General features: G+C 64.1%; 20 protein-coding genes. 11 read left to right on the forward strand and 9 right to left on the reverse strand.

Annotated elements, in window-relative coordinates:
• Positions 1 to 31 precede the first annotated feature (31 nt).
• Positions 32 to 1,885, reverse strand: a complete 1,854-nt coding sequence (locus QQL28_RS07010; RefSeq protein ID WP_284262711.1) for an alkaline phosphatase family protein — start codon at positions 1,883 to 1,885, stop codon at positions 32 to 34.
• Between the two features lie 861 nt (positions 1,886 to 2,746).
• Here QQL28_RS07010 and QQL28_RS07015 point away from each other — a divergent pair.
• From QQL28_RS07015 to QQL28_RS07025, 3 genes are all read left to right on the forward strand, one after another.
• A complete protein-coding gene (locus QQL28_RS07015; protein ID WP_284262712.1) occupies positions 2,747 to 3,187 on the forward strand; it encodes a phasin family protein in 441 nt (146 codons plus the stop codon).
• 197 nt (positions 3,188 to 3,384) lie between these two features.
• Complete coding sequence (locus tag QQL28_RS07020) at positions 3,385 to 3,597, forward strand: hypothetical protein (RefSeq protein ID WP_284262714.1); 213 nt, start codon at positions 3,385 to 3,387, stop codon at positions 3,595 to 3,597.
• A 40-nt stretch (positions 3,598 to 3,637) separates the two neighbouring features.
• Complete coding sequence (locus tag QQL28_RS07025; RefSeq protein WP_284262715.1) at positions 3,638 to 3,829, forward strand: hypothetical protein; 192 nt, start codon at positions 3,638 to 3,640, stop codon at positions 3,827 to 3,829.
• Between the two features lie 50 nt (positions 3,830 to 3,879).
• Here the strand turns inward: QQL28_RS07025 and QQL28_RS07030 are convergent, their stop codons facing one another.
• Positions 3,880 to 4,629 carry a Crp/Fnr family transcriptional regulator gene (locus QQL28_RS07030; RefSeq protein WP_284262717.1) on the reverse strand — a complete coding sequence of 250 codons (750 nt, stop codon included), beginning with the start codon at positions 4,627 to 4,629 and terminating at the stop codon, positions 3,880 to 3,882.
• A gap of 789 nt (positions 4,630 to 5,418) precedes the next feature.
• On the opposite strand from QQL28_RS07030, the gene QQL28_RS07035 reads away from it, so the two are divergent.
• Positions 5,419 to 5,874, forward strand: a complete 456-nt coding sequence (locus QQL28_RS07035) for a hypothetical protein (RefSeq protein WP_284262719.1) — start codon at positions 5,419 to 5,421, stop codon at positions 5,872 to 5,874.
• Positions 5,875 to 5,883: 9 nt separating this feature from the next.
• Here the strand turns inward: QQL28_RS07035 and QQL28_RS07040 are convergent, their stop codons facing one another.
• Positions 5,884 to 6,723 carry a GNAT family N-acetyltransferase gene (locus tag QQL28_RS07040; RefSeq protein WP_284262721.1) on the reverse strand — a complete coding sequence of 280 codons (840 nt, stop codon included), beginning with the start codon at positions 6,721 to 6,723 and terminating at the stop codon, positions 5,884 to 5,886.
• 98 nt (positions 6,724 to 6,821) lie between these two features.
• On the opposite strand from QQL28_RS07040, the gene QQL28_RS07045 reads away from it, so the two are divergent.
• Both QQL28_RS07045 and QQL28_RS07050 read left to right on the forward strand, forming a co-directional pair.
• Positions 6,822 to 7,526, forward strand: a complete 705-nt coding sequence (locus QQL28_RS07045) for an SDR family oxidoreductase (protein WP_284262724.1) — start codon at positions 6,822 to 6,824, stop codon at positions 7,524 to 7,526.
• Between the two features lie 277 nt (positions 7,527 to 7,803).
• The gene (locus tag QQL28_RS07050) at positions 7,804 to 8,652 is read left to right on the forward strand and encodes an outer membrane protein (RefSeq protein WP_284262726.1); all 849 of its coding nucleotides are present in this window, start codon (positions 7,804 to 7,806) and stop codon (positions 8,650 to 8,652) included.
• Positions 8,653 to 8,704: 52 nt separating this feature from the next.
• Here the strand turns inward: QQL28_RS07050 and QQL28_RS07055 are convergent, their stop codons facing one another.
• The gene (locus tag QQL28_RS07055) at positions 8,705 to 9,760 is read right to left on the reverse strand and encodes a serine hydrolase (protein ID WP_284262728.1); all 1,056 of its coding nucleotides are present in this window, start codon (positions 9,758 to 9,760) and stop codon (positions 8,705 to 8,707) included.
• Between the two features lie 286 nt (positions 9,761 to 10,046).
• On the opposite strand from QQL28_RS07055, the gene QQL28_RS07060 reads away from it, so the two are divergent.
• From QQL28_RS07060 to QQL28_RS07070, 3 genes are all read left to right on the forward strand, one after another.
• Positions 10,047 to 10,442 (forward strand): ArsR/SmtB family transcription factor, encoded by a 396-nt coding sequence (locus QQL28_RS07060; RefSeq protein WP_284262730.1) that lies wholly within the window; start codon positions 10,047 to 10,049, stop codon positions 10,440 to 10,442.
• Positions 10,435 to 10,923: an SRPBCC family protein gene (locus QQL28_RS07065; protein WP_284262732.1), complete on the forward strand. Its 489-nt coding sequence runs from the start codon at positions 10,435 to 10,437 to the stop codon at positions 10,921 to 10,923. Before QQL28_RS07060 ends, QQL28_RS07065 begins: the two co-directional genes overlap by 8 nt.
• A 206-nt stretch (positions 10,924 to 11,129) precedes the next feature.
• Positions 11,130 to 11,972 carry a hypothetical protein gene (locus QQL28_RS07070; protein WP_284262734.1) on the forward strand — a complete coding sequence of 281 codons (843 nt, stop codon included), beginning with the start codon at positions 11,130 to 11,132 and terminating at the stop codon, positions 11,970 to 11,972.
• Positions 11,973 to 12,110: 138 nt separating this feature from the next.
• Here the strand turns inward: QQL28_RS07070 and QQL28_RS07075 are convergent, their stop codons facing one another.
• Positions 12,111 to 12,773 (reverse strand): response regulator, encoded by a 663-nt coding sequence (locus tag QQL28_RS07075; protein ID WP_284262737.1) that lies wholly within the window; start codon positions 12,771 to 12,773, stop codon positions 12,111 to 12,113.
• Entirely contained in the window at positions 12,770 to 14,161 is a 1,392-nt protein-coding gene (locus QQL28_RS07080; RefSeq protein WP_284262739.1) for a sensor histidine kinase, read from the reverse strand. The genes QQL28_RS07075 and QQL28_RS07080 overlap by 4 nt, the downstream gene beginning before the upstream one ends.
• Positions 14,162 to 14,353: 192 nt before the next feature.
• Between QQL28_RS07080 and QQL28_RS07085 the strand changes: the two genes are divergently transcribed.
• Positions 14,354 to 15,229: a DUF3280 domain-containing protein gene (locus QQL28_RS07085; RefSeq protein ID WP_284262741.1), complete on the forward strand. Its 876-nt coding sequence runs from the start codon at positions 14,354 to 14,356 to the stop codon at positions 15,227 to 15,229.
• Positions 15,230 to 15,243: 14 nt separating this feature from the next.
• Here QQL28_RS07085 and QQL28_RS07090 read toward each other — a convergent pair whose 3' ends face one another.
• The 3 genes from QQL28_RS07090 to QQL28_RS07100 are packed head-to-tail and all read right to left on the reverse strand — an operon-like array spanning position 15,244 to position 18,292.
• Entirely contained in the window at positions 15,244 to 16,275 is a 1,032-nt protein-coding gene (locus tag QQL28_RS07090; RefSeq protein WP_284262742.1) for an L-idonate 5-dehydrogenase, read from the reverse strand.
• Between the two features lie 38 nt (positions 16,276 to 16,313).
• Entirely contained in the window at positions 16,314 to 17,081 is a 768-nt protein-coding gene (locus QQL28_RS07095; protein WP_284262744.1) for an SDR family oxidoreductase, read from the reverse strand.
• 11 nt (positions 17,082 to 17,092) lie between these two features.
• The gene (locus tag QQL28_RS07100) at positions 17,093 to 18,292 is read right to left on the reverse strand and encodes a mandelate racemase/muconate lactonizing enzyme family protein (protein WP_284262746.1); all 1,200 of its coding nucleotides are present in this window, start codon (positions 18,290 to 18,292) and stop codon (positions 17,093 to 17,095) included.
• A 180-nt stretch (positions 18,293 to 18,472) separates the two neighbouring features.
• Here QQL28_RS07100 and QQL28_RS07105 point away from each other — a divergent pair, with 180 nt between their 5' ends.
• Positions 18,473 to 19,234, forward strand: coding sequence for a GntR family transcriptional regulator (locus QQL28_RS07105; RefSeq protein WP_284262748.1), 762 nt, complete (start codon positions 18,473 to 18,475; stop codon positions 19,232 to 19,234).
• Positions 19,235 to 19,243: the final 9 nt, after the last annotated feature.

Raw genomic sequence — 19,243 nt, forward strand, 5'->3', positions numbered from 1 at the left:
CGATGCGCTGATCGCTTGAGGGACGGCGGGGTTATTTCCCCGCCGTTTTTTGTTTGTCGCTGTCGGGCTCGAGCCCGAGCGTTCGGCCCGGGAAGCCGGCCGTGTCGAAATAGCGCTGGCTGCCGACACGCTGGAAGTTCAGGACCGTGCGCAGGCCATTCTCGGCAGGCTTCGATTTGATCGAGCCGGTATAGGCCTTCGGCGTCTCGCCGTTCGGCATCGCTTCCGTCATCACGCGTCCGACAAGGCTGCCCTTGGGCTTGGTCGTGAAGCCCATCAGCTTGGCTGCGGTGGCGCCGACGTCGGCATTGCTGACGGGGAGGGCATCGGCATAGCCCGCTTTGAAGTCCGGCCCGATCGCCGCCATGAAGTTCATGGTGTCGCCGCGGCTGAAGCTGCCGTGCATGCCCTGGCCCTGGCGCAGCACGGTGTCGGCGACCTGCACCGAGCAGTTGGTCGGCGCCTCGCCGCAGTTGCTGGCATAGGAGCGGAAGTTGACGACGATTGCCGGCGTCGGCGTCGCCGCCTTGCCGCGCAGGTTGATGAGCGACAGCGGCAGCGTGCCGGGGAAGCGGCCGAGCTGATCGTCGACGAACAGGCCGGAGACATAATCCTGCTCGAGCAGCGCCTTGATCGTCTTCACGGCCAGCTTCTTGTCATTGTTCGGCAGATAGATCAGGTCCGATCCGCCGTTGGTGGCGACGACGAGATCCGGCTTGGTCGGATCCTTGCCGAGCACGCCGTTGCCGGCCTTCGGATGCGCATTGCCGGTGACGGCGGCGTTCTTGTCGTTGGGGTCGAACAGCGGCAGGTCGAGCGCCTTGGCGAGGTCGAGCGCGAGGAAGCCCATCGGCAGGAAGTCCTTGGGCGTGTCGTCATAGCTGACCTTGGCCGAGGGGCTGGTCTTGCTTTCCTTGGAGATGGTCGAGAAGCCGTGGTCGGCCTGGACCATGATGTTGGTCGAGGCTGCAAGCCCGAGCTCGTCCAGCGCCTTGCGGAGCTGGGCAAGGTTGTTGTCGGCATTCTTGATGCTCGCCATCGTGCTCGGCCCGTTGATGCCGGGCGTAATGGTGTTGAGGCTGTCGCCCTGGTTATGCTGGGTGCCGTCGGGGTCGCGTGACCAGAACACCAGCACGAACGGCTTGTTGCGCGCCTTGAACATCGGCAGCACGACCTTGGTGGCGACGTCGGCGAAATAGGCCTGCTGCGCGACGTTGGCGACCGTGGTGCCCGGCGTCTTGGCATCGCCCGCCTTGGCGTTGTCGCCGCGCGAGGGCGCGGCGACGGGCAGGCCGGCCCTGGTCAGCGCGTCCTTCATCTCGTCCGACAGCGCCACGCCGGTCTTGCCACCGGTCGAGTCGTCGATCACGACGGAATGCAGGCCGGGCTTCTCTGGATGATCAGTGTGGTCGAATTGGTAGGCCGGGCCGACCTTGCCGATCGCTGCCGTGCTCAGGCCCTTGTCGCGCGCCATCTTCAGGATGGTCTCTTCGTTGAGGTAGTTGCCGTTGAAGTGCTCGTCGATGTCGCCGAGCACGGCGTCGTTCTCGATGAAGGGGACCACGGTGTCGCCGGCGGGGCCGGAGGTGTAGCCGGACCAGATCGTGTTGGAGAACACACCGGTGTCGCCGAGATAGTGCCCGGTCGACATTGCCGAGCCGTTCGCCATGGTGAAGGTCGGGAACAGCGAATGCGAGTTCTTGAAATTGACGCCCTTGTCGCGGACTTCGGCCATGGCCGGCGCCGTCTCGGGGGTGACTTTGAGCGCGCGCAGGCCGTCCGGGATGAACAGGATCAGGTTATGGGGCGTGTTGTTCTGCGCGGACGCAAGCCCGGTGGACAGCATGGTCAGTCCGGCGGACAGCAACAGCAGTGAACGGCGCATCAAATCTCTCCCAGCAGTGGTGAGGGGGCTTGGCGGCCGACCGCGGCCGCCGCCTTCGTTTAGTTTTGCTGCATGACGGTTTTGTTACAAGGGGAGTGTTTGTGCAAAGATGATGGGGAAGGACCGCTTCGGTGTCGTCGCAACGCCGTCATTGCGAGGAGTTCTTGCGACGAAGCACTCCAGAATCCCACCGCGGTGACAGTCTGGATTGCTTTGCGGAACCTGTCATCGGGCCGCGCTGCGCGCGGACCCGGTGGCTCGCAATGACGGAGCAAGGTGCAGAGTCGTCGTTCTCCAACTCGAAATCCGAAATTGTAGTCGTGCTTGATACGCCTCTCTGAGTTGGGCGAGGTGCGGCGAAGATACGATAATGCCGAATTTCGTCAATCGATATGAGCTGAGCGAACTGACCTGTCTCCGCCGTGATTTGTCCGTCGGGCAGCGCCAGGGATCCTGGCTGGGCCAACTGGTGGGGCGCAGAACCCAAATACTGCGGTACCATGCTGTCGCGGTCGGACAAACTCCGTTCCGCCTTCGTTGGGCCACCCGCGCGAGTTCCGCCAGCCGCGCGATATCCCCACTTTGCACCGTGTCACCTCTCTGACATACGAGAGTTTGTATTGACATTCGTGAAAAAAATCCCGCGCGAGAGTCGCAAATCGAACGGACGACCCTGCCTTCGTCAGGCATAGTTGCCGTGCGGGCTGGGTTTGAAGCTCATCAAAATGGCTGATTGATACACGGAAGCGGGAGCAAGCCTCGTATCCGTGGATTCCGATGGCGCAATGCATGCGTCGCGGGAAATGACTTCGCTTGAGTAGAGGGTAGGACGCAGTGAGTGAAAGTGAAACGAAAGCCGAAGTGAAAGAAGCGAACGGTTTCGGAATGTCCCCGTTCGGATTACCGAAGGTCGCGTGGCAGACGATGTTCGGGGAGTTAACTGAGCAGCGAGCCGCTCGCGCGCAGGAAGGTTACGAGAAAATCAAGACCGCTTCGCAGGAGCTGACGGAAGCGCTTCGCGAGACCTATTCGAACAACGCCAGGACTGCGACCGACTACGGGCTCAAGGTCATCGAAATCTCGAATGCGAACGCCAACTCCGCAATCGATTTCTTCGCTCGTATCGCGAGCAGCAAGTCGGTGACGGATGTCCTCACCACATCGGCGGCGGAAGCGCGTAGGGCCTTTGATGCCGCCTCGGCGCAAAACAGACAATTGTGGGAGCTTGGGCAGAGGCTCGCAACGCAATCTGGCGAGCCGATCAGACAGCACGTCACCAAAGTTTTCCAAAAGGCCAGTTGAACGTCCGCGGTTCCCAGAGGAGGGCAATCCGGCCGGTTGGAAGAAGCCCCGCCATTCGCATGGCCCCACACCATGCTCGATCAGACAAAGATGGCCAGGTGCGCGACGCCCCCCCAAGCGCACCAACACAAGAGGCGTAATCCAACCGGCTGGTTTCCTGCTCCAACAATGAAGTCGATTCCGAGGAGGAGGAAGAGATGGGTATGCTCATGGTCAAATGCCCGCAAACGGGACGCGCGATTCCGACCGGGATCGCGACGGATCGCGAGCGCTTTCGGTGCAGCGCGGTGTTTTTTGGGCGCACCCGCTGCCCAATCTGCTCCGTCGATCACGCCTGGTTCGCACAGGAGGCTTGGGTTGACGAGCCGGCGCTCCGTGCGCGGCGTCGCGGCACGGGCGTTTTGGCCTGATATCGCACACTGTCATCGATGACTGTGATAGGGGCATACCATGGCGAACAGGAACATTTCCGGTGAAGTCTCCACATTGCTGCTGCAAGCAAAGGATTTTCTTGACGAAGCGCGGCGGCTGAAGCCGGGCCCCGCGCGCAATGAATTGCGAGAGGTGGCCAAGGTCCTGCACGAGCTTGGCAAGCTGGAGACGCAATCCAAATTTGCGCCTGATCAGCCGGACACAAGATAGTCGACGCTGGGAAGTCCAAATCGAGGTATAGGCGCGCCGCGCGGCAAGGCTCAAACAGCCTTGTCCGTGTCCGTTGCATTGGCCGGTACGGTCCAAGCGCGGGATCGGGGCGCGCTCGTCGAGAAGATCTCCGCGATCTGGCGGCGCATGCTGGCGTGGCATTCGCATGCGGCCGCCGCGAGCCGCGGCCGATCAACCTCGATTTTGCCCCGTCGATCGGATCGGATCGCTCCAGACTCGCGCAGATTGCGCATCAAGAGTGTAACTGTGGTTCGTCGCACACCGAGCATTTGCGACAGCGCCTCCTGAGTGAGCGGAAGGATGTCGCTATCGGTACAGTCGCGCAGCTGTAGCAGCCAGCGGGCCATCCGGGCTCCGACCGGATGGAGTGCATTGCAGGCCACGCCAAGTTGAAACTGCGTCAGTAACGACGTGATGTGAACCTGGACCGCCTGCCGGATCGCGGGACTTCGGCTAAAGGCAGCATGAAATCGCGCGGCGGGAATCCGCGAGGCGGTTCCCGCCATGCGAACGCTGGCGGTTATGACCGAAAGCGACGGTCCGAACACGGAGAGTATGCCGATTGCGCCTTCGCGCCCGATTGATGCGGTGGCAACCGTCTGTCCGTTTGCCATCTCGATCATGAGGGAGATCGCGCCGCTATGAGGGAAGAAGACATGCTCCATCCGCTCGCCCGCTTGCGAGAGGACCACATCCTGGTCGAGCGCGACCTTCTCGAGCTCGGGCGCGAGCAGATCGAAGTCGGCTTGCGGCAGTATTCCCAGAAGGCGGTTGCCCATTCCCCTAGGGATCGTCACTGCACGTGACTCGCCGTGAGGCGCCCGCCACACTCCTGAACCGTGTCGGACAGCGGTTCTAGCACATGTTCGTATCTGCTCTCTCGACGGACGTCGGCTTCCAACTCACGTAAAAACGCCTTCATCGCAACAAAACCAGAGGCTCAATTGTGCTCTCACGAGTCTCATTTTCTGCTCGGAGCACTTTCGCAATCAGTGTGTAAACGCGTTGAAGCAGATAAGTCGTCAGAAACAAATTGCAAAACAGGAATGGGTATCACCGTAGGGAGGGCGTGCTGCGCGAGCCAATTTTCCACATGTTGATCGCAAATGACGCCACCACCTGGAATTTGGCAGCCGCGAGGCGTTGTTCCCGTTGGTTCCACGAGGGCGTCTTTGGCGGACAGCGGAACTCGAGGCGCCTTCAATGCTCCACCCGTTGCCGAGGCAGAGCATTTGCAGAGCTCGTGATCGACTCTTCGTCATCCTCTCAACTCTTTCCGCAATCACGCAGCGCATCGCCCGGTAGCGCGAACGACGGCGCAAGACACGCATCGCCACCCGGCAATCCGTCGGCGGCAGGAACGTCGACTGGCCGGAGCCTGTGAGCGAGGCGCAATACCGAGGGTGACGCGAGGTCCCTATATGCTGCATTGACAGGGCGGGCGGGAACCGCTCCTGTTAATCGCGTGCCTTAACCAACAATTAATTATACGTTTGCGGGGGGCCGATGGCCCGGCCTAGCGTGCTGATGGGGAGCTGAATCGCAGGCCAAACGAGTTGGTGCGTACCATGACGTATAGATCATATGGGGCATTGCTCGCCTCGCTCAGCGCAGCCGCGCTGCTTCTTGCCACCAGCAATAGCTTTGCGAGATCGGGCGGCGTCGCGGCCCATGGCGTGGTCAGGGCACCGGCGACCGTCCACCCGCCGGTCGCGCCATCGGCGCGGTTCCATCGCCGGAATTCGTTTGCTTTTTGGCCGGGCGGCGGCGGCTTCTACTACGGGCCTTCCGGGAGCGACTTCTATGCTGCCGATATGGCTCAGCCGCTCTCCAACATGGCTCAGCCACTCTCCAACGACGTCCGCTACACGTATACCTATGACGTGCCTTGGGACTGGGCACATCGTTTTCCGCCGAACGTCGTGCCGTCGGATCGGCCCTATGTGCCGAGCTGCCCGACAGAGACCGTGACGGTGCCCGGCCGCGGCGGCGAGCAGACCGTCAACATCATGCGCTGCTACTGAGCGCGCGGGCTAGCCGAGCTCAAAGCTGGTCACGCCGAAGAGACGGTCGAGCTGTAGCGGCGGGATCGCACCCGTGTACATGCGCGCCGTCTCGAAGGTCGGCGCAAGGCCAAAACTTTCCGCCAGCGCCACCGCCTCGCGATTGACGCCGGGCACGTCGAGGAACACCTCGCCGCCGCCTGCACCGGCGAGCAGCGCCCGCATGATGACCTCCGCGCCGGCGCGGTCGTCGGCGACCAGCGGCCCGATCTTGTGGCCGTGACGGCACGGGCGGATCACGCCCCATCCAGCGAGCTTTCCATCGCGCATCAGCGCGCGGCCGATATGGCCGGGTGCACTGATCCAGACGCGCAGGAAGGCGCTGCGCGAGGCCGGGAAGACGGTGGCGTCATCCGTTTCGATCAGCGCCAGCGGAATTTTGTCGAGCGCGACGACGTCGGTGGGCTGCGCCGGCGCCGCGACGATCCCGCCATAGCGGATATTGGCGTAGGCGAGCGTGAAGCCGGACTTTCTGTAATTGTCCTGCTGCGCGACGACGCCGTCGAGCCCGATCACGCGCGGGCCCGCATGCGCGATCGCCGCATTCCAAATCCGCAAGCCGTAGCCGCGGCCGCGCAGCTCGCTGCGCACGATGTAGAAGCCGAGGAAAGCGAAGCGATCATCGTAGTTGACGCAGGACACGGTGGCGACCGGCTCTCCGTCGATTTCGCCGATGAGAAAGCCCGAGGGATCGACGACGGCGAAGCAGCCGGCATCCGAACACCCCGGATTCCAGCCTTCGGCCGCCGCCCAGTCGGCGGCGAGCACGATGTCGTCGGCGCGCATGGCGCGGATTTGCAGATCACCCATGGTCGATCATCGTGTGCAGGGCCTCATGATCGGACTATACGTCCGGACGGGCGGCGCATAAACCTGCCACCAGGTCATGACAACAGCCGGGGATCAACATGGCAGCAGAGAAGGTCGCACTCGTCACCGCAGGCGGCAGCGGCATGGGGGCGGGGGCCGCGCGGCGACTCGCGGCCGACGGATTTCGCGTTGCGATCCTGTCCTCTTCCGGCAAGGGCGAGGCACTTGCGAGCGAGCTCGGCGGGCTCGGCATCACCGGCTCGAACAAATCCAATGACGATCTCAAGCGCCTGGTCGACGGCGCCATGGCGAAGTGGGGTCGCATCGACGTGCTCGTCAACAGCGCCGGTCACGGGCCGCGCGCGCCGATCGTCGAGATCACCGACGAGCAATGGCACACCGGCATGGATACCTACCTGTTAAACGTGATCCGCCCGACGCGGCTGGTCACGCCGATCATGCAGGCGCAGAAGCAAGGTGCAATCATCAACATCTCGACCGCCTGGGCGTTCGAGCCGAGCGCGATGTTTCCGACCTCGGCGGTGTTCCGCGCCGGCCTTGCCGCCTTCACGAAGATCTTCACCGATGCTTATGCGACCGAGAACATCCGCATGAACAACGTGCTGCCGGGCTGGATCGACAGCCTGCCGGCGACGGATGCGCGCCGCGACAGCGTGCCGATGCGGCGCTACGGCAAGGTGGAGGAGATCGCCGCGACGATCTCGTTCCTCGCCTCCGACGGCGCGGCCTACATCACCGGGCAGAACATCCGCGTCGACGGCGGGCTGACGCGGTCGGTGTGAGGTCGCCGCGGCCTAGGTAAACTCGCATCTGTCAGCCTCGGCTCGCACCGGGGCCCCGGTTTTGCACGTCGTGTCGTCGCTACGGACCAGGGACGATCGGTGTGAAACGTGGCTAATTGGTCACACCCGCTCAGCGATGATCTCCTAAGTTCGCCGCACTCCAAGCGAAGTTCGCCAGAGTCCAAGACTGCAGGATGCGCGGAGACTATTCCCGATCCTGCGCCGGATGCGTTCGGCGGCACGTGAGCGCGCCTCGCGTAGGAGTATGGAGATCGGAATGAGATTGGCTCTGGCAGGTTCGCTGGTTCTTTTGGGTACAATTGCTGCGTCGGCGGCGGATCTGGCACCAACCTACACCAAGGCGCCCCTCGTCGCACCCGTCAGCAGTTGGACGGGCTTCTATGTCGGCGGCAATCTCGGCGGGGACTGGGGCCGATCAGACCAATCGTCGGACATCACCAGCGCCGGAGCTTTCTTTGGTCCGGGCTGTTTTGCTCCAAGCAACATCTGCCAGGTCAACGTCGTGGACGTGCAGAATGCTGGGACCCAAAGACTGAATACCAGCGGATTCACGGGCGGCGGCCAGATTGGGTACAACTGGCAGGCTGGTGCTGCGGTGTTCGGCATCGAGGCTGATTTCGACTTCTTCCGCAGCCAGGGGAGCGGCAGCAGGACGGTGTCCCCCGTGTCGGGAGTAGCCGGGACCGTGACTGTCACCGACACCATGTCAACAGACTGGCTTGTCACGCTGCGGCCGCGAATTGGTTGGGCGGTCAACAACTGGCTCTTCTACGGCACCGGCGGTCTGGCTGTGAGCAATCTGAAGTCCGACTGGACCTTCGCCGAAACGCGCTTCGGTAACGCTGCCGCTGGTTCCGTGTCGGGGACCAAAGCCGGCTGGACCGTTGGCGCCGGCGTCGAGACCAAGCTCGCGGGCGGATGGAGCCTTGGCCTCGAATATCTCTTCGTTCACTTCGACAACGTCTCGGCGACAGTGCCTGTCGTTTTACCGGCTGGCGGCGGACCTGCTCCGCAGAATTTCTTCCACAGTGCCGACCTGGAAACCAATATCGTCCGAGCCAAGTTGAACTATCAATTCGGCGGCCCGGTTGTCGCAAAGTTCTGAGAGCTTCTCTCCGATCCGTTCAAAGCCCCGGCACGGTCCGGGGCTTTTTCGTTCATCGCGCCGCGACCAGCCGCGTCAGCGCCGGCAGGATCTTGTAGCGCGCGATCTCGTGCGGATATTCGCCGCGATTGGCGAGCAGGACGATGCCGAGCCTTCGTGCGGGCACGAGGCCGAAATAGCCCGAGGCGTTGTTGAGACCGCCCGGCTTGTCCACGACCGTCACGCCGTCCAGATGCACGGTCTCCCAGGCCATGGCCTGGCCGAATTTCTCGTCGACGCGAAAGCTCTCGTGCTGCGTCATCCGGATGGCCTCGCGCAGCTCGGGTTCGATCGATCCGCCGTCCGCGCAGGCCGCGACGAAGATCGCGACGTCGCGCGCTGAGGAAAACATCTGGCCCGTGCCCGGAAAATCGAAATAGCTCTGCTGATTGCCGGGCGGCCCGATCGGCGTGCCCTGATCGGAATAGCCCTGCGCGGCGCGCGCCATCTGCGCATCACTCAGCATTGCGCGGTTGTCGGGCGCGCGCTCCGGCACGAATGTCGAGCTCATGCCGAGCGGCTTCAGGATGCGATTTGCGATCAGCTCGCGGATCGGGACGCGATAGCGGCGCTCGAGCACGAGCTGGAGCAACACATAACCGGCATGAGTGTAGATGCGCTGCTTGCCGGGTTGCTCGCCCGAGGGCGGCGTGAAGGCATTGAGCATGTCGAGGAACTCGCCGAGGCTGAACGACTCGTTCGGCCAGGGCGGATGATCCGTCGGCAGCAGCAGTCCGGACGTATGGGTTACGAGCTCGCCGACGGTGACATGGCGGATGTAGTCGCCGTGGAGTTCGGGCAGGTACGCCGCCACGCGCTCGTCGAGCCGCAATTCGCCGCGGTGCACGCCGAGCGCGACCAGCGTCGCCTCAAAGGTCTTTCGCAAGGAGGCAAGGTTGAACAGCGTGTCCGATGTGACCGGACGCCTGGTGGCGTCATCGGCGAAGCCGTAGTTGAAGAATTCGACGTGACGGCCCGCATAGAGCGCGGCGGCAAGGCCACCGGGATGATCCGGCGTCGCTGTCGGCGCCAGCTCTGTCGCCACGATGTCCCGCAACATCGGAATCATGTCGGGGTCCGCGTGGGCAGGGCGAGCGAAACCAAATGCGAGCGGCAGCAGCGCGGCCTTGGCAAGGGACCGCCGGCTGATGACAGGGCGCGGTGAGGGAACAAGAGGGTGCACGCGGTCTGATGAATCAGTTCGAAGCGCCCCCGTTTCACTCCTATCGGTAAATGTCGCGCATCCCAATTCACGATTGCGCGGGGACGGTTCCGCCCGTCCGCGGCGGCAAAAAACTAAGCTGAACGGCTAACAATCATTGACGGCGTTCGGCGTCCTGTCTATAGTTAGCTGAATGGCTAACCAATTATCCCGACTCGACCAGGTCTTCGGCGCGCTGTCCGATCCGACGCGCCGGGCGATCGTGATGCGGCTGTGCGCCGGCGAGGCGTCGGTCGGCGAGCTTGCCGATCCCTTCGCAATGGCGCTGCCGAGCTTCATGAAGCACATCCGCGTGCTCGAGGAGAGTGGCCTCGTCGAGTCCGAAAAGTCCGGACGCGTGCGCACCTGCCGGCTGCGGCCGGAGGCGATGGCGGGCGCGGAGGATTGGCTCCAGCAGCAGCGGGCGATCTGGGAAGCGCGCCTCGACCGCTTCGAGGCCTATGTGATGGCGCTGAAGACAACCAAGAAGGGACGGGGCGTGAAGCGCCCGCCGTCCACAACCAAGGGAAAGGTCCTGCGTGATGACTAGTTCTGCCAACCCCGCCCTGTCGCAATGGTCGCTCGATCGCGAGATCGTGCTGTCGCGCGTGATCGATGCGCCGCGCGAGCTGGTGTTCGAGGCGTGGTCCGACCCAAAGCACATGTCGCAATGGTTCGGACCGGCGGGCTTCAGGACCGAGACCAAGGAAATCGACGTCCGCGTCGGCGGGGTCTGGCGCTTCGATATGATCGGGCCTGACGGCACGGTCTATCCGAACCGCATGCGCTTCCTGCGCATCGACAAGCCGCGGCTGATCGAGGTCAATCACGGCGCGGACAAGGACGAGGACCCCGGCATGTTTCGCATGACGGTCACCTTCGACGCCCACGGCGACAAGACTGTGCTGACGCTGCGGCAGCTGCACCCGACGGCTGCGCAACGCGAGACCGTGATCGGCTTCGGCGCCGTCGAGCTCGGCTACCAGACGCTGGACAAGCTGGCGGCGCATGTGGGCGGGATGAAGAAATAAATTCCTTGCGTCATTCCGGGACCGCCTCGAAGAGGCGGCTCCGGAATGAACTTGGGAGCGGCTGATGGAAGCAGCCCCTTTGCAAATATGACAGCGCGGCGTGCGATTATGACAGTGCCATAACGCAGATTTTTGTCGCCTCCTGCTGCCGAATTATGACAGAATTGCTACCGCTGGATGTCACATCGATTACAGCGGAGCGATTCATGTTGCAGTGGCAGGCACGGTCAAATCCCCTCGCGTGGTGGTGGGGGTCTCTGACGCTTGTCAGCGCGGCCAACATCCTCGTCTGGTTCATGCTGTACCGCGAATTCTATCCGACGATTGCGGGTAGCCTCGGCGGCGGCTCCGACACCGGCCTGATGTTCCTGCTCTGCGCAGCTTACGTGTTTGGCTGCGCCTTCCGCTCGGTGCTGCCGCGCGCCGACGTGCAGCGCATCTGCCTGTTCGACACCTGGCTGTCGAGCGTCTTCGTTGGCCGCACGGTCGCGACCGTGGCCGAGGTCTGCTTCGCCGCGCAATGGGCGATCATCCTGCATCAGCTCGGGATCATGACCGGCGCGGAGACCGCGGTGAACATCGCGCTCGTGATCGTGCCCATCATCATCATCGCGGAGTGCTTCTCCTGGTATGCGGTCGTGACGACCAACTTCCTCTACAATGCGATCGAAAACTCGCTGTGGGCGGTGACCTTCTTCCTCGCCGGCATTGCGCTGTGCCGGCTGATGCCGGAATTCCAGGGGCCGGTGCGCTGGGCGCTGATCGCCGGTATCGTCGGCATTGCCTGCTTCCTCGCCTTCCTCGTCACCGTCGACGTGCCGATGTATCTCAGCCGTTGGCGGGCAGGGCATGCCGAGGGCAACAAGTTCCTCGGCTTCCTCGAAGGCCTGCATGACGTCTCGACGCGATGGGTGGTGACCCATGACATCGCGCACTGGAAGGGTGAGCTGACCTGGATGTTCCTGTATTTCAGCGCGGCGGTGTGGTCGAGCCTTGCGCTGTGCGCGCTCTATGCGATGGAAGGCTATCTGACGCGCTACCTCGTTTGAGCCGTGGCGCCTAACGCATGATCCGGAAAAGTGTGCAGCGGTTTCCCTCGCGACAAACTCGGAATGCGTTTGCGCGGAGATCATGCTCAAACCAAAAACCTAAAGCGCGATGACGATTCCGCCCAATCTCATCGCGCTTTAGGCCTCGCCGAGATCGACTTCGGTCAATATGCCCTGGCGCAGCGCGAGCCTGACGAGCTCGATGTCCGACTCGACGCCGAGCTTGCCCTTGATCAAAGAGTGCAGGTTCGCGACCGTCTTGGGACTGACGTGGAGCGTCTCGGCGATCTCCTCGGTGGAGCGTTCGGCGAGCAGGAGCCTGAGCACCTCGAATTCGCGCGCCGTCAGGACGTCGGTCGCCGAGCTTTCGCCGGCGAGCCGGCTCAGCGCGAGCTCATGGTCGATGTCGGGGCTGATGGCGACCCGCCCCGCAAGCACGTCCATCACCGCGCGCACCAGCGTCTCCGGCGGGCTGGTCTTGGTGACATAGCCCCTTGCGCCGGCGCGGATCGCCTGCACGGCGAATCCCGCGTTCTGATGCATGGTGAAGACGAGGATCTTTGCGGCCTTGTCCCACTGCCTGATCCGCCGGATCGCCTCGAGCCCGCCGATCCCGGGCATGCTCAGATCCATGATGATCAGGTCGGGCGCGCTTTCCTTGAACAGCCGATAGGCCTCCGCGCCATCCGAGGCCTCGGCGACGACGCGCAGTCCCGGCTGCTTCTGCAAGACGGAGCGATAGCCCTCGCGGACGACGGCGTGGTCGTCGACCAGCATGATGGCCCAGCCGGCCTCGCTCATGCCGCGTCCTCCAGGGCCTCGAGCTGCCCGTCGGCCGGGCTGACCGGAATCACGACGCGTAGGGAGGAGCCGCCGTCCGGCCCGGCCGTGAAGCTGAACCGCCCGCGCATCGCCGCGACGCGCTCGCGCATGCCGAGCAGGCCCATGCCGGACTTGACGGCGGCGTCGTTCGGCCGGCCGTCGTCGTCGATGGCGAGCGCGATCTCGTTGGCGCCCATCGCCAGATGCAGGCCGACCTTCGTGGCGCCGGCGTGCTTCGCCGCGTTGGTGAGCGCCTCCTGCACGATGCGATAGAGATTGGCACTGATCGAGGCGGGCAGGCTCTCGAAGGCGCCCTCGAAGCGGATATCGAAGCGCGTCTGGCCGTGGCTACGGCCGTTCCACCCCGACACCAGCCCTTGGAGGCTCGCGACGAGGCCGAGCTCGTCGACATCGGGCGGCCGCAACCGGAACAGCGCGCCGCGCAGCGTCTCCATCATGCCGGTCGCGGTCCGGGCAATGCTGTCGCACTCTCCGAGCAGCGCGGGGCAGTCCTGCGCCGCGGTCTGGCTGGCGGATGCGGCGAGCGCGCGGATTGCGGCGAGCGACTGGCCGAACTCGTCGTGCAGCTCGCGTGCGAGATGACGGCGCTCCTCGTCCTGGAGCGCGATCAGCCTGCGCGTCAGTTCGCTGCGTTCGGACAGCGCTGTGGCAAGACTCGCGGCGAGATGATTGAAGACGTCGCGGATTGCCGACAGCTCGGCGAGGTCGAAGGGCGGCAGCCGCGCGTTGAGGTCGTTGGCGGCAATGCGTTCGAGGCCGGCACGGACGACCTGCGTCGGACGCAGCGCGCGGGCCAGCGCTGCGTAGACCAGGGCGCACAACAGCGGCAGCGTGATCGCAAGCACGGTCATCAGGCGCCCGGCCTCGTGCCAGGCCTCCGCGGTCTGCACGGCCGGATCAAACCAGACCACGGCGTCGCCGAGCCTCGCTCCGCGCGCGATCACCGGCCGTGCCGCTTCCCGGCCGGGGTCGAACAGGCCGCGATAGAAGGCCGCGAAGGCTTGCGGCGGCGCATTCGCCGGGGTCGGTGCGCCGCTACAGAATCGCTGGAGCATCTCGCCGTTCGCGCCACGGAACGCGAGACACAGGCCGGGCGTCATCACGAAGGCCGAGACAGGGTCAAGGTTCGGAAAGTCCGAGCGCGGGCTATTCACCCACTGGACTTTGCCCTGTTGCAGCTCCAGCGTCTTCGCCACGATGGCGGCGATACCGTCGATGCGCGCATGCACCGCGCGGTCGGCCGTGATGAGGAAATAGGCGGAGATCGCGGCGAAGCAGGCGGCCGATACGGCGGCCACGCGCAACGTCAGACGGACCTTGAGATCGAACCTCGGGCGGTTCCACATCGGCGGGCACCTGGCGCGGACGGTATTGTCGCGTCCGCATTAAACGGCAGAACGCAAGCGGCGGAAAGCGCTACGGGCTATCGCAGTGCAACGTCGTGAAATTTTCCCGGCGCTCGCCGGGACGGGCACGGCTGCGTGGCCTGAGGCCGCCGGCCTAGTATCGCGGGCCGCTCCCTCGTACGAGGCCCGCTCATGCACCGTTTCCGATTGACCCTCTCTGCTTTTCTTCTCTCCGTCCTCCCGGCAGCTCATGCGTTGGCTGGCGCCGAGGCCGCCATCGGCGTTGCCATGGACGATTTCAGCTATACCGATACGTCGGCCGAACCCGCCAACCAGACCGTCGCCCACGAGCGGCGGCTGTCGGCGTTCATGGCCGCGCTCAGGCGGGATGTCGGTGCGGACGGTCGCTACCGGCTTGCCCCATCGGTCCAGGACGGTGCGGCATTCAAGGTCATCGGCGGCATTCAGAAGACGAGCACGCTGGTGCAATGGGCCAAGGTCGCTGTGATCGACGTCGGCGCCAGGAAGATCGTGATGGACAAGCTCTACACCTTCCGCGGGGATAGTGATGAAGCATGGGAGCGTGCCGAGATCTTCGTGTCCCGCGAGGTCATGGCCGCGCTCGGCACACCCGCACCGGTCGCGCTGGCGGTATTTGAATTCGAGCTCGACGACAACACCGCGGCGCCGGCGGCCGGCCTCGCAGCCGCAGATGCATCCTATCTGGCCGAAGTCACCAACAGCGTCCGCGACGCCCTCGTCCAATCCGGCCGCTACCGGATTGTCGACGTCAACGGCGCGAGCGGAGAGGCGGTTACTCGACATGCGCTGCGCGACTGCAACGGCTGCGAGGCCGCAATTGCGCAAACGCTCGGCGCGGACCAATCACTGATCGGCGTGGTGCGGCGGGTCAGCCGCACCGAATACACGCTCGGCTTTCAGGTGCGCGATGCCAGAACCGGCGCCGTGGTGTCACGCGGCGACAGCGGCCTGCGCATGGGTGCGGACTATTCGTGGAAGCGCGGGGCCGTCCGGCTGGTCAGCGAGCGGCTGATCGAGAGCCAATAGCGCCGGCCGTTGGCTCAGAACGTCAACTGCACCTTCATCGACTGCGACCGGTCGCTGGCGAGCTCGAAGGCGGCGACCGCGTTCTCGAACGGCAGCGAGGCCGAGATCAGCGGCTTCACGTCGATGAGGCCTTCGCCCATCAGCCGCACCGCCAGCTCGAACTCCGGATCGAAGCGGAAGGTGCCGCGGAGCTGCAACTCCTTGGCGACGATGGAATTGATCGGCAGCGTCATCTCGCCGCCGAGACCGAGCTGCACGATGGTCGCGCCGGGGCGCAGCAGGTCGAGCGCGGTACGCAGCGCCGCCTGGTTGCCGGAGGCTTCGAACAGCGTGTCGAACACGCCCTTGCCGGCGCGCCAGAGATCGAGCGCCGCGGCATTGTTCGCGACGTTGATGGCATGGGTGGCACCGAGCTTCCTGGCGACCGCGAGCGGCGCGTCGGCAACGTCCGTCACCACGATCTCGGCGGCGCCGCCAAAGCGCGACACCAAAATCATCAGGGCGCCGATCGGGCCGCAGCCGGTGATCAGCACGCGCTTGCCGAGGAGGGGGCCGGCCTGCTTGCCGGCATGCAGACACACCGCAAGCGGCTCCGCCATTGCGGCTTCTGCGAACGACAATTTTTCGGCGATCGGAACGGCTTGCGCGGCATCGACGGTGACGTATTCGCGAAAGCCGCCCTGGACGTGGGGATTGCGCATCGCGCTGCCCATGAAGCGCATGTCGAGGCACTGGTTGCGCATGCCTTCGTGGCAATGCAGGCACTGGCCGCACGGCTTGCTCGGATTGACCGCGACCCGCGTCCCTGATTTCACACGCAAGACGCCTTCACCAACTGCGGCAACGACGCCGGCGATCTCGTGCCCAAGCGCCATCGGCTGCTGAATGCGCACGGTGCCGAAGCCGCCATGGTGATAATAGTGCAGGTCGGAGCCGCAGATGCCGCCATTGGCGATCTTCACACGGACTTCACCGGGGCCGGGCGCGGGATCGGCAAAGCTGTCGATCCGCAGATCCTTCGGCGCGTGAATGACGACGGCACGCATGGGCTCACTCCTTCAACTCGTTCAGTGGCGGGGCGCGATCACATCGCGGCGATCATGCCGCCATCGACATAGATGATCTGACCGTTGACGTAGGTCGAGGCGTCGGAGGCGAGGAAGATCGCGGCGCCCACCAGCTCGTCCGGCTTGCCCCAGCGCTTCGACGGGATGCGCCCCATCAGCCAGTTGTTGAAATCGGCGTTGTTGACCAGCGCCTCGTTCATGTCGGTCAGCATATAGCCCGGGCCGATCGCGTTGGCCTGGATGCCATGCTGCGCCCATTCCACCGCCATGGAGCGGGTAAGGTTCTTGATGCCGCCTTTGGCCGCGGTGTAGGGCGCGATCGTCGGTCGCGCCAGCTCGCTGCCGAGCGATCCGATGTTGATGATCTTGCCGTGCTTGCGCGGGATCATCCGCTTGGCGGCCTCGCGGCCGATCACGAAGGCGCTGGTCAGATCCGTCTCGATCACCTTGCGCCATTCGTCGGTGGTGAACTCGACCAGCGGCTTGCGGTGCTGGATGCCGGCATTGTTGACGAGGATGTCGACCGCGAGCCCCTCGCGATCGAAGCGCTCGAAGCTGGCGACGATCGCGGCTTCATCGGTGACGTTGAAGGCGGCGCCTTCGGCCTTGTGCCCGGCGGCGCGGAATTCGGCGACCGCCTGCTCGACCCGCTTGGGATCGACGCCGTTGATGATCAGTGTGGCGCCGGCTTTCGCTAGGCCTTCCGCGATCGCACGGCCGAGCCCGCGGGAGGAGCCGGTGACGAGCGCGGTGCGGCCGGAGAGATCGAACAGGGTGGTGCTCATCTAGGCAATCCTCAAACGTTGGAGCGGCGCACGGTGAGATCGGACCGATCGAATACCGCAGGCAGGAGATCGACGCCAAGGCCGGGACCTTCCATCGGGAAGACGTAGCCGTCCTTGATCACGGGCATCGTGGTCACGAGCTCATTGTACCAGCCTTTGTAGAAGGCGCGCACTGATTCCTGGATCAGCGTGTTGGGCTGGCTGAACGACATGTGGATCGCGGCGATGAAGCCGACCGGGCCGATGCAATCATGCGGTGCAAAGGGGCGGTGATAAGTCTCCGCCATCGCAGCGATCTTGCGGCCCTCGGTGAGGCCTCCAGTCCAGCACAGATCCGCCATCACGACATGCATGGCGTCGCGGTCGAGCATGTCCTTGTAGGGGAAGCGCGAGCCGAGCGTCTCGCTGGCGCAGACCCAGACGTCGGTCGAGCGCGCATATTCGGCGAGCGCCTGCGGCGAGTTCATGCGGATCGGATCTTCGTACCAGGTCGGCTTGTACGGCTCGATCGCCCGCGCGATCTGCTTTGCGGTCGGCAGATTCCAGAGCGAATGGAGTTCGACCATGATCTCCATCTTGTCGCCGACCGCCTTGCGAATCTTCTCGAACGGCTCGAGCGCCTTCTTCATCTGGGCCGCGGTGATGAAGAGGCCGTTGTTCTCCTGGGCGGCCGGGTCGAACGGCCAGATCTTCATGGCCGAGATGCCGTTTTCCAGGAGATTTTCGGCAAGCGCGTCGGCGCGGTTCATGAAGCCGTCGAGGTCTTCATAGGGGCTTTGCACCTCGCCGAGATTCCAGTTCGAGACCGGGCGGATGTTGGTGGAGCGGACATATTTGGTGCCGGCGCAGGTGTTGTAGATGCGCTGCTTGTCGCGGCAGAGACCGCCGAGCATCTGGTGCACCGGCTGGCCGCAGACCTTGCCGAAGAGGTCCCACAGCGCGATGTCGATCGCGGAAGCCGCGCGGTATTCGACGCCGGTCGAGGACTGCGCCATCGGCAGGTTCAGCATGTCGCGATGGATCGCCTCGATGTGGAGGGGATTGCGGCCGAGCAGGCGGCCGGCAAAGGTGTCGTGGATCTGCGCTTCGACAGCGCCTGCGCCGTAAAACGTCTCGCCGAGGCCGATGACACCGGCATCGGTGTGGACGCGCACCCAGATCACATTGGCGAATTCCTCGGTGCGCAACGTCTCGATTGACGTGATCTTCACGGCAACATCCTCCCGTTTCAAAGCGCTGGGCGCCCGTCTTGTTGTTGTTTCGCACCGCCAGAGGCGGCGGATCGGTGCGCGCAGTCATACGCCCACTTGTAATATATCACAACATGTTTTACGAATATCACAAACAAGGCCGCGCCCGACAGGGACGAGGCGGGCCGACGGGAGGATGGGATGGCGCGACGTAAGCGCACGCTGGAGGTTGTGCGATCGGAGGGTGAGGACAGGCCCGGCCGGCGCAACCGCATCAATTTCTTCGAGCTGGCCTATCAGAAGATCGAGGATCTCCTCGTCAGTTGCGAGCTCAGGCCCGGTCAGTTCCTGACCATGCTGGAGCTCCAGCATTTGACCGGTTTTGGCCGTACGCCGATCCACCATGCCATCAACCGTCTCTCTGCGGACACGCTGATCATCATCCGCCCGCGTCACGGCCTCCAGGTCGCGCCGATCGACCTGGCGCGCGAGCGCATGCTCTTGGGCCTGCGCCGCGACATGGAGCGCTTCGTGATCCGCCTGGCGGCCGATCGAGCCAATCTCTCGCATCGCAACCAGGCGCTGCATATCGAGCGCGTGCTGCGCGAGCGCCGCGCCACGCTGACACTCGACGAGTTCAACAGCCTCGACCGCCGCATCGACGCGCTGATCCTCGAGGCCGGCGGTGAGCCGTTTCTGGCGCATACGATGCGGCCGCTGCACACGCTCTATCGCCGTATCGGCTTCATCCATCACCATCACATGCCGGGGCAGACCGACCTGTCCGGCACGATCGACTGCCATCTAGACATCCTGCACGCGATCGCCAACCGCCGCGTTGATGCGGCGGTCAAAGCGAGCGACGCATTGATCGACTTCATGGACTCGATGTTTGCAGGAATGGAAGCGGGGATAGATCCGCGGCTGCTCGATTGCAGCATCGAGCCGCTGTTCGGCGCGTAACGATTTTTA

The sequence above is a fragment of the Bradyrhizobium iriomotense genome (assembly GCF_030160715.1).
Taxonomy (GTDB): Bacteria; Pseudomonadota; Alphaproteobacteria; order Rhizobiales; family Xanthobacteraceae; genus Bradyrhizobium; species Bradyrhizobium iriomotense.

Excerpts from the sequence above, each read along its gene's own strand:
- QQL28_RS07040 (WP_284262721.1), bottom strand. The coding sequence starts at position 6,723 with ATGGGTGATCTGCAAATCCGCGCCATGCGCGCCGACGACATCGTGCTC.
- QQL28_RS07065 (WP_284262732.1), top strand. The coding sequence starts at position 10,435 with ATGACTAGTTCTGCCAACCCCGCCCTGTCGCAATGGTCGCTCGATCGC.
- QQL28_RS07030 (WP_284262717.1), bottom strand. The coding sequence starts at position 4,629 with ATGGGCAACCGCCTTCTGGGAATACTGCCGCAAGCCGACTTCGATCTG.
- QQL28_RS07010 (WP_284262711.1), bottom strand. The coding sequence starts at position 1,885 with ATGCGCCGTTCACTGCTGTTGCTGTCCGCCGGACTGACCATGCTGTCC.
- QQL28_RS07075 (WP_284262737.1), bottom strand. The coding sequence starts at position 12,773 with ATGAGCGAGGCCGGCTGGGCCATCATGCTGGTCGACGACCACGCCGTC.
- QQL28_RS07050 (WP_284262726.1), top strand. The coding sequence starts at position 7,804 with ATGAGATTGGCTCTGGCAGGTTCGCTGGTTCTTTTGGGTACAATTGCT.
- QQL28_RS07060 (WP_284262730.1), top strand. The coding sequence starts at position 10,047 with ATGGCTAACCAATTATCCCGACTCGACCAGGTCTTCGGCGCGCTGTCC.
- QQL28_RS07085 (WP_284262741.1), top strand. The coding sequence starts at position 14,354 with ATGCACCGTTTCCGATTGACCCTCTCTGCTTTTCTTCTCTCCGTCCTC.
- QQL28_RS07090 (WP_284262742.1), bottom strand. The coding sequence starts at position 16,275 with ATGCGTGCCGTCGTCATTCACGCGCCGAAGGATCTGCGGATCGACAGC.
- QQL28_RS07080 (WP_284262739.1), bottom strand. The coding sequence starts at position 14,161 with ATGTGGAACCGCCCGAGGTTCGATCTCAAGGTCCGTCTGACGTTGCGC.
- QQL28_RS07035 (WP_284262719.1), top strand. The coding sequence starts at position 5,419 with ATGACGTATAGATCATATGGGGCATTGCTCGCCTCGCTCAGCGCAGCC.
- QQL28_RS07055 (WP_284262728.1), bottom strand. The coding sequence starts at position 9,760 with ATGATTCCGATGTTGCGGGACATCGTGGCGACAGAGCTGGCGCCGACA.
- QQL28_RS07020 (WP_284262714.1), top strand. The coding sequence starts at position 3,385 with ATGGGTATGCTCATGGTCAAATGCCCGCAAACGGGACGCGCGATTCCG.
- QQL28_RS07045 (WP_284262724.1), top strand. The coding sequence starts at position 6,822 with ATGGCAGCAGAGAAGGTCGCACTCGTCACCGCAGGCGGCAGCGGCATG.
- QQL28_RS07070 (WP_284262734.1), top strand. The coding sequence starts at position 11,130 with ATGTTGCAGTGGCAGGCACGGTCAAATCCCCTCGCGTGGTGGTGGGGG.
- QQL28_RS07105 (WP_284262748.1), top strand. The coding sequence starts at position 18,473 with ATGGCGCGACGTAAGCGCACGCTGGAGGTTGTGCGATCGGAGGGTGAG.
- QQL28_RS07095 (WP_284262744.1), bottom strand. The coding sequence starts at position 17,081 with ATGAGCACCACCCTGTTCGATCTCTCCGGCCGCACCGCGCTCGTCACC.
- QQL28_RS07025 (WP_284262715.1), top strand. The coding sequence starts at position 3,638 with ATGGCGAACAGGAACATTTCCGGTGAAGTCTCCACATTGCTGCTGCAA.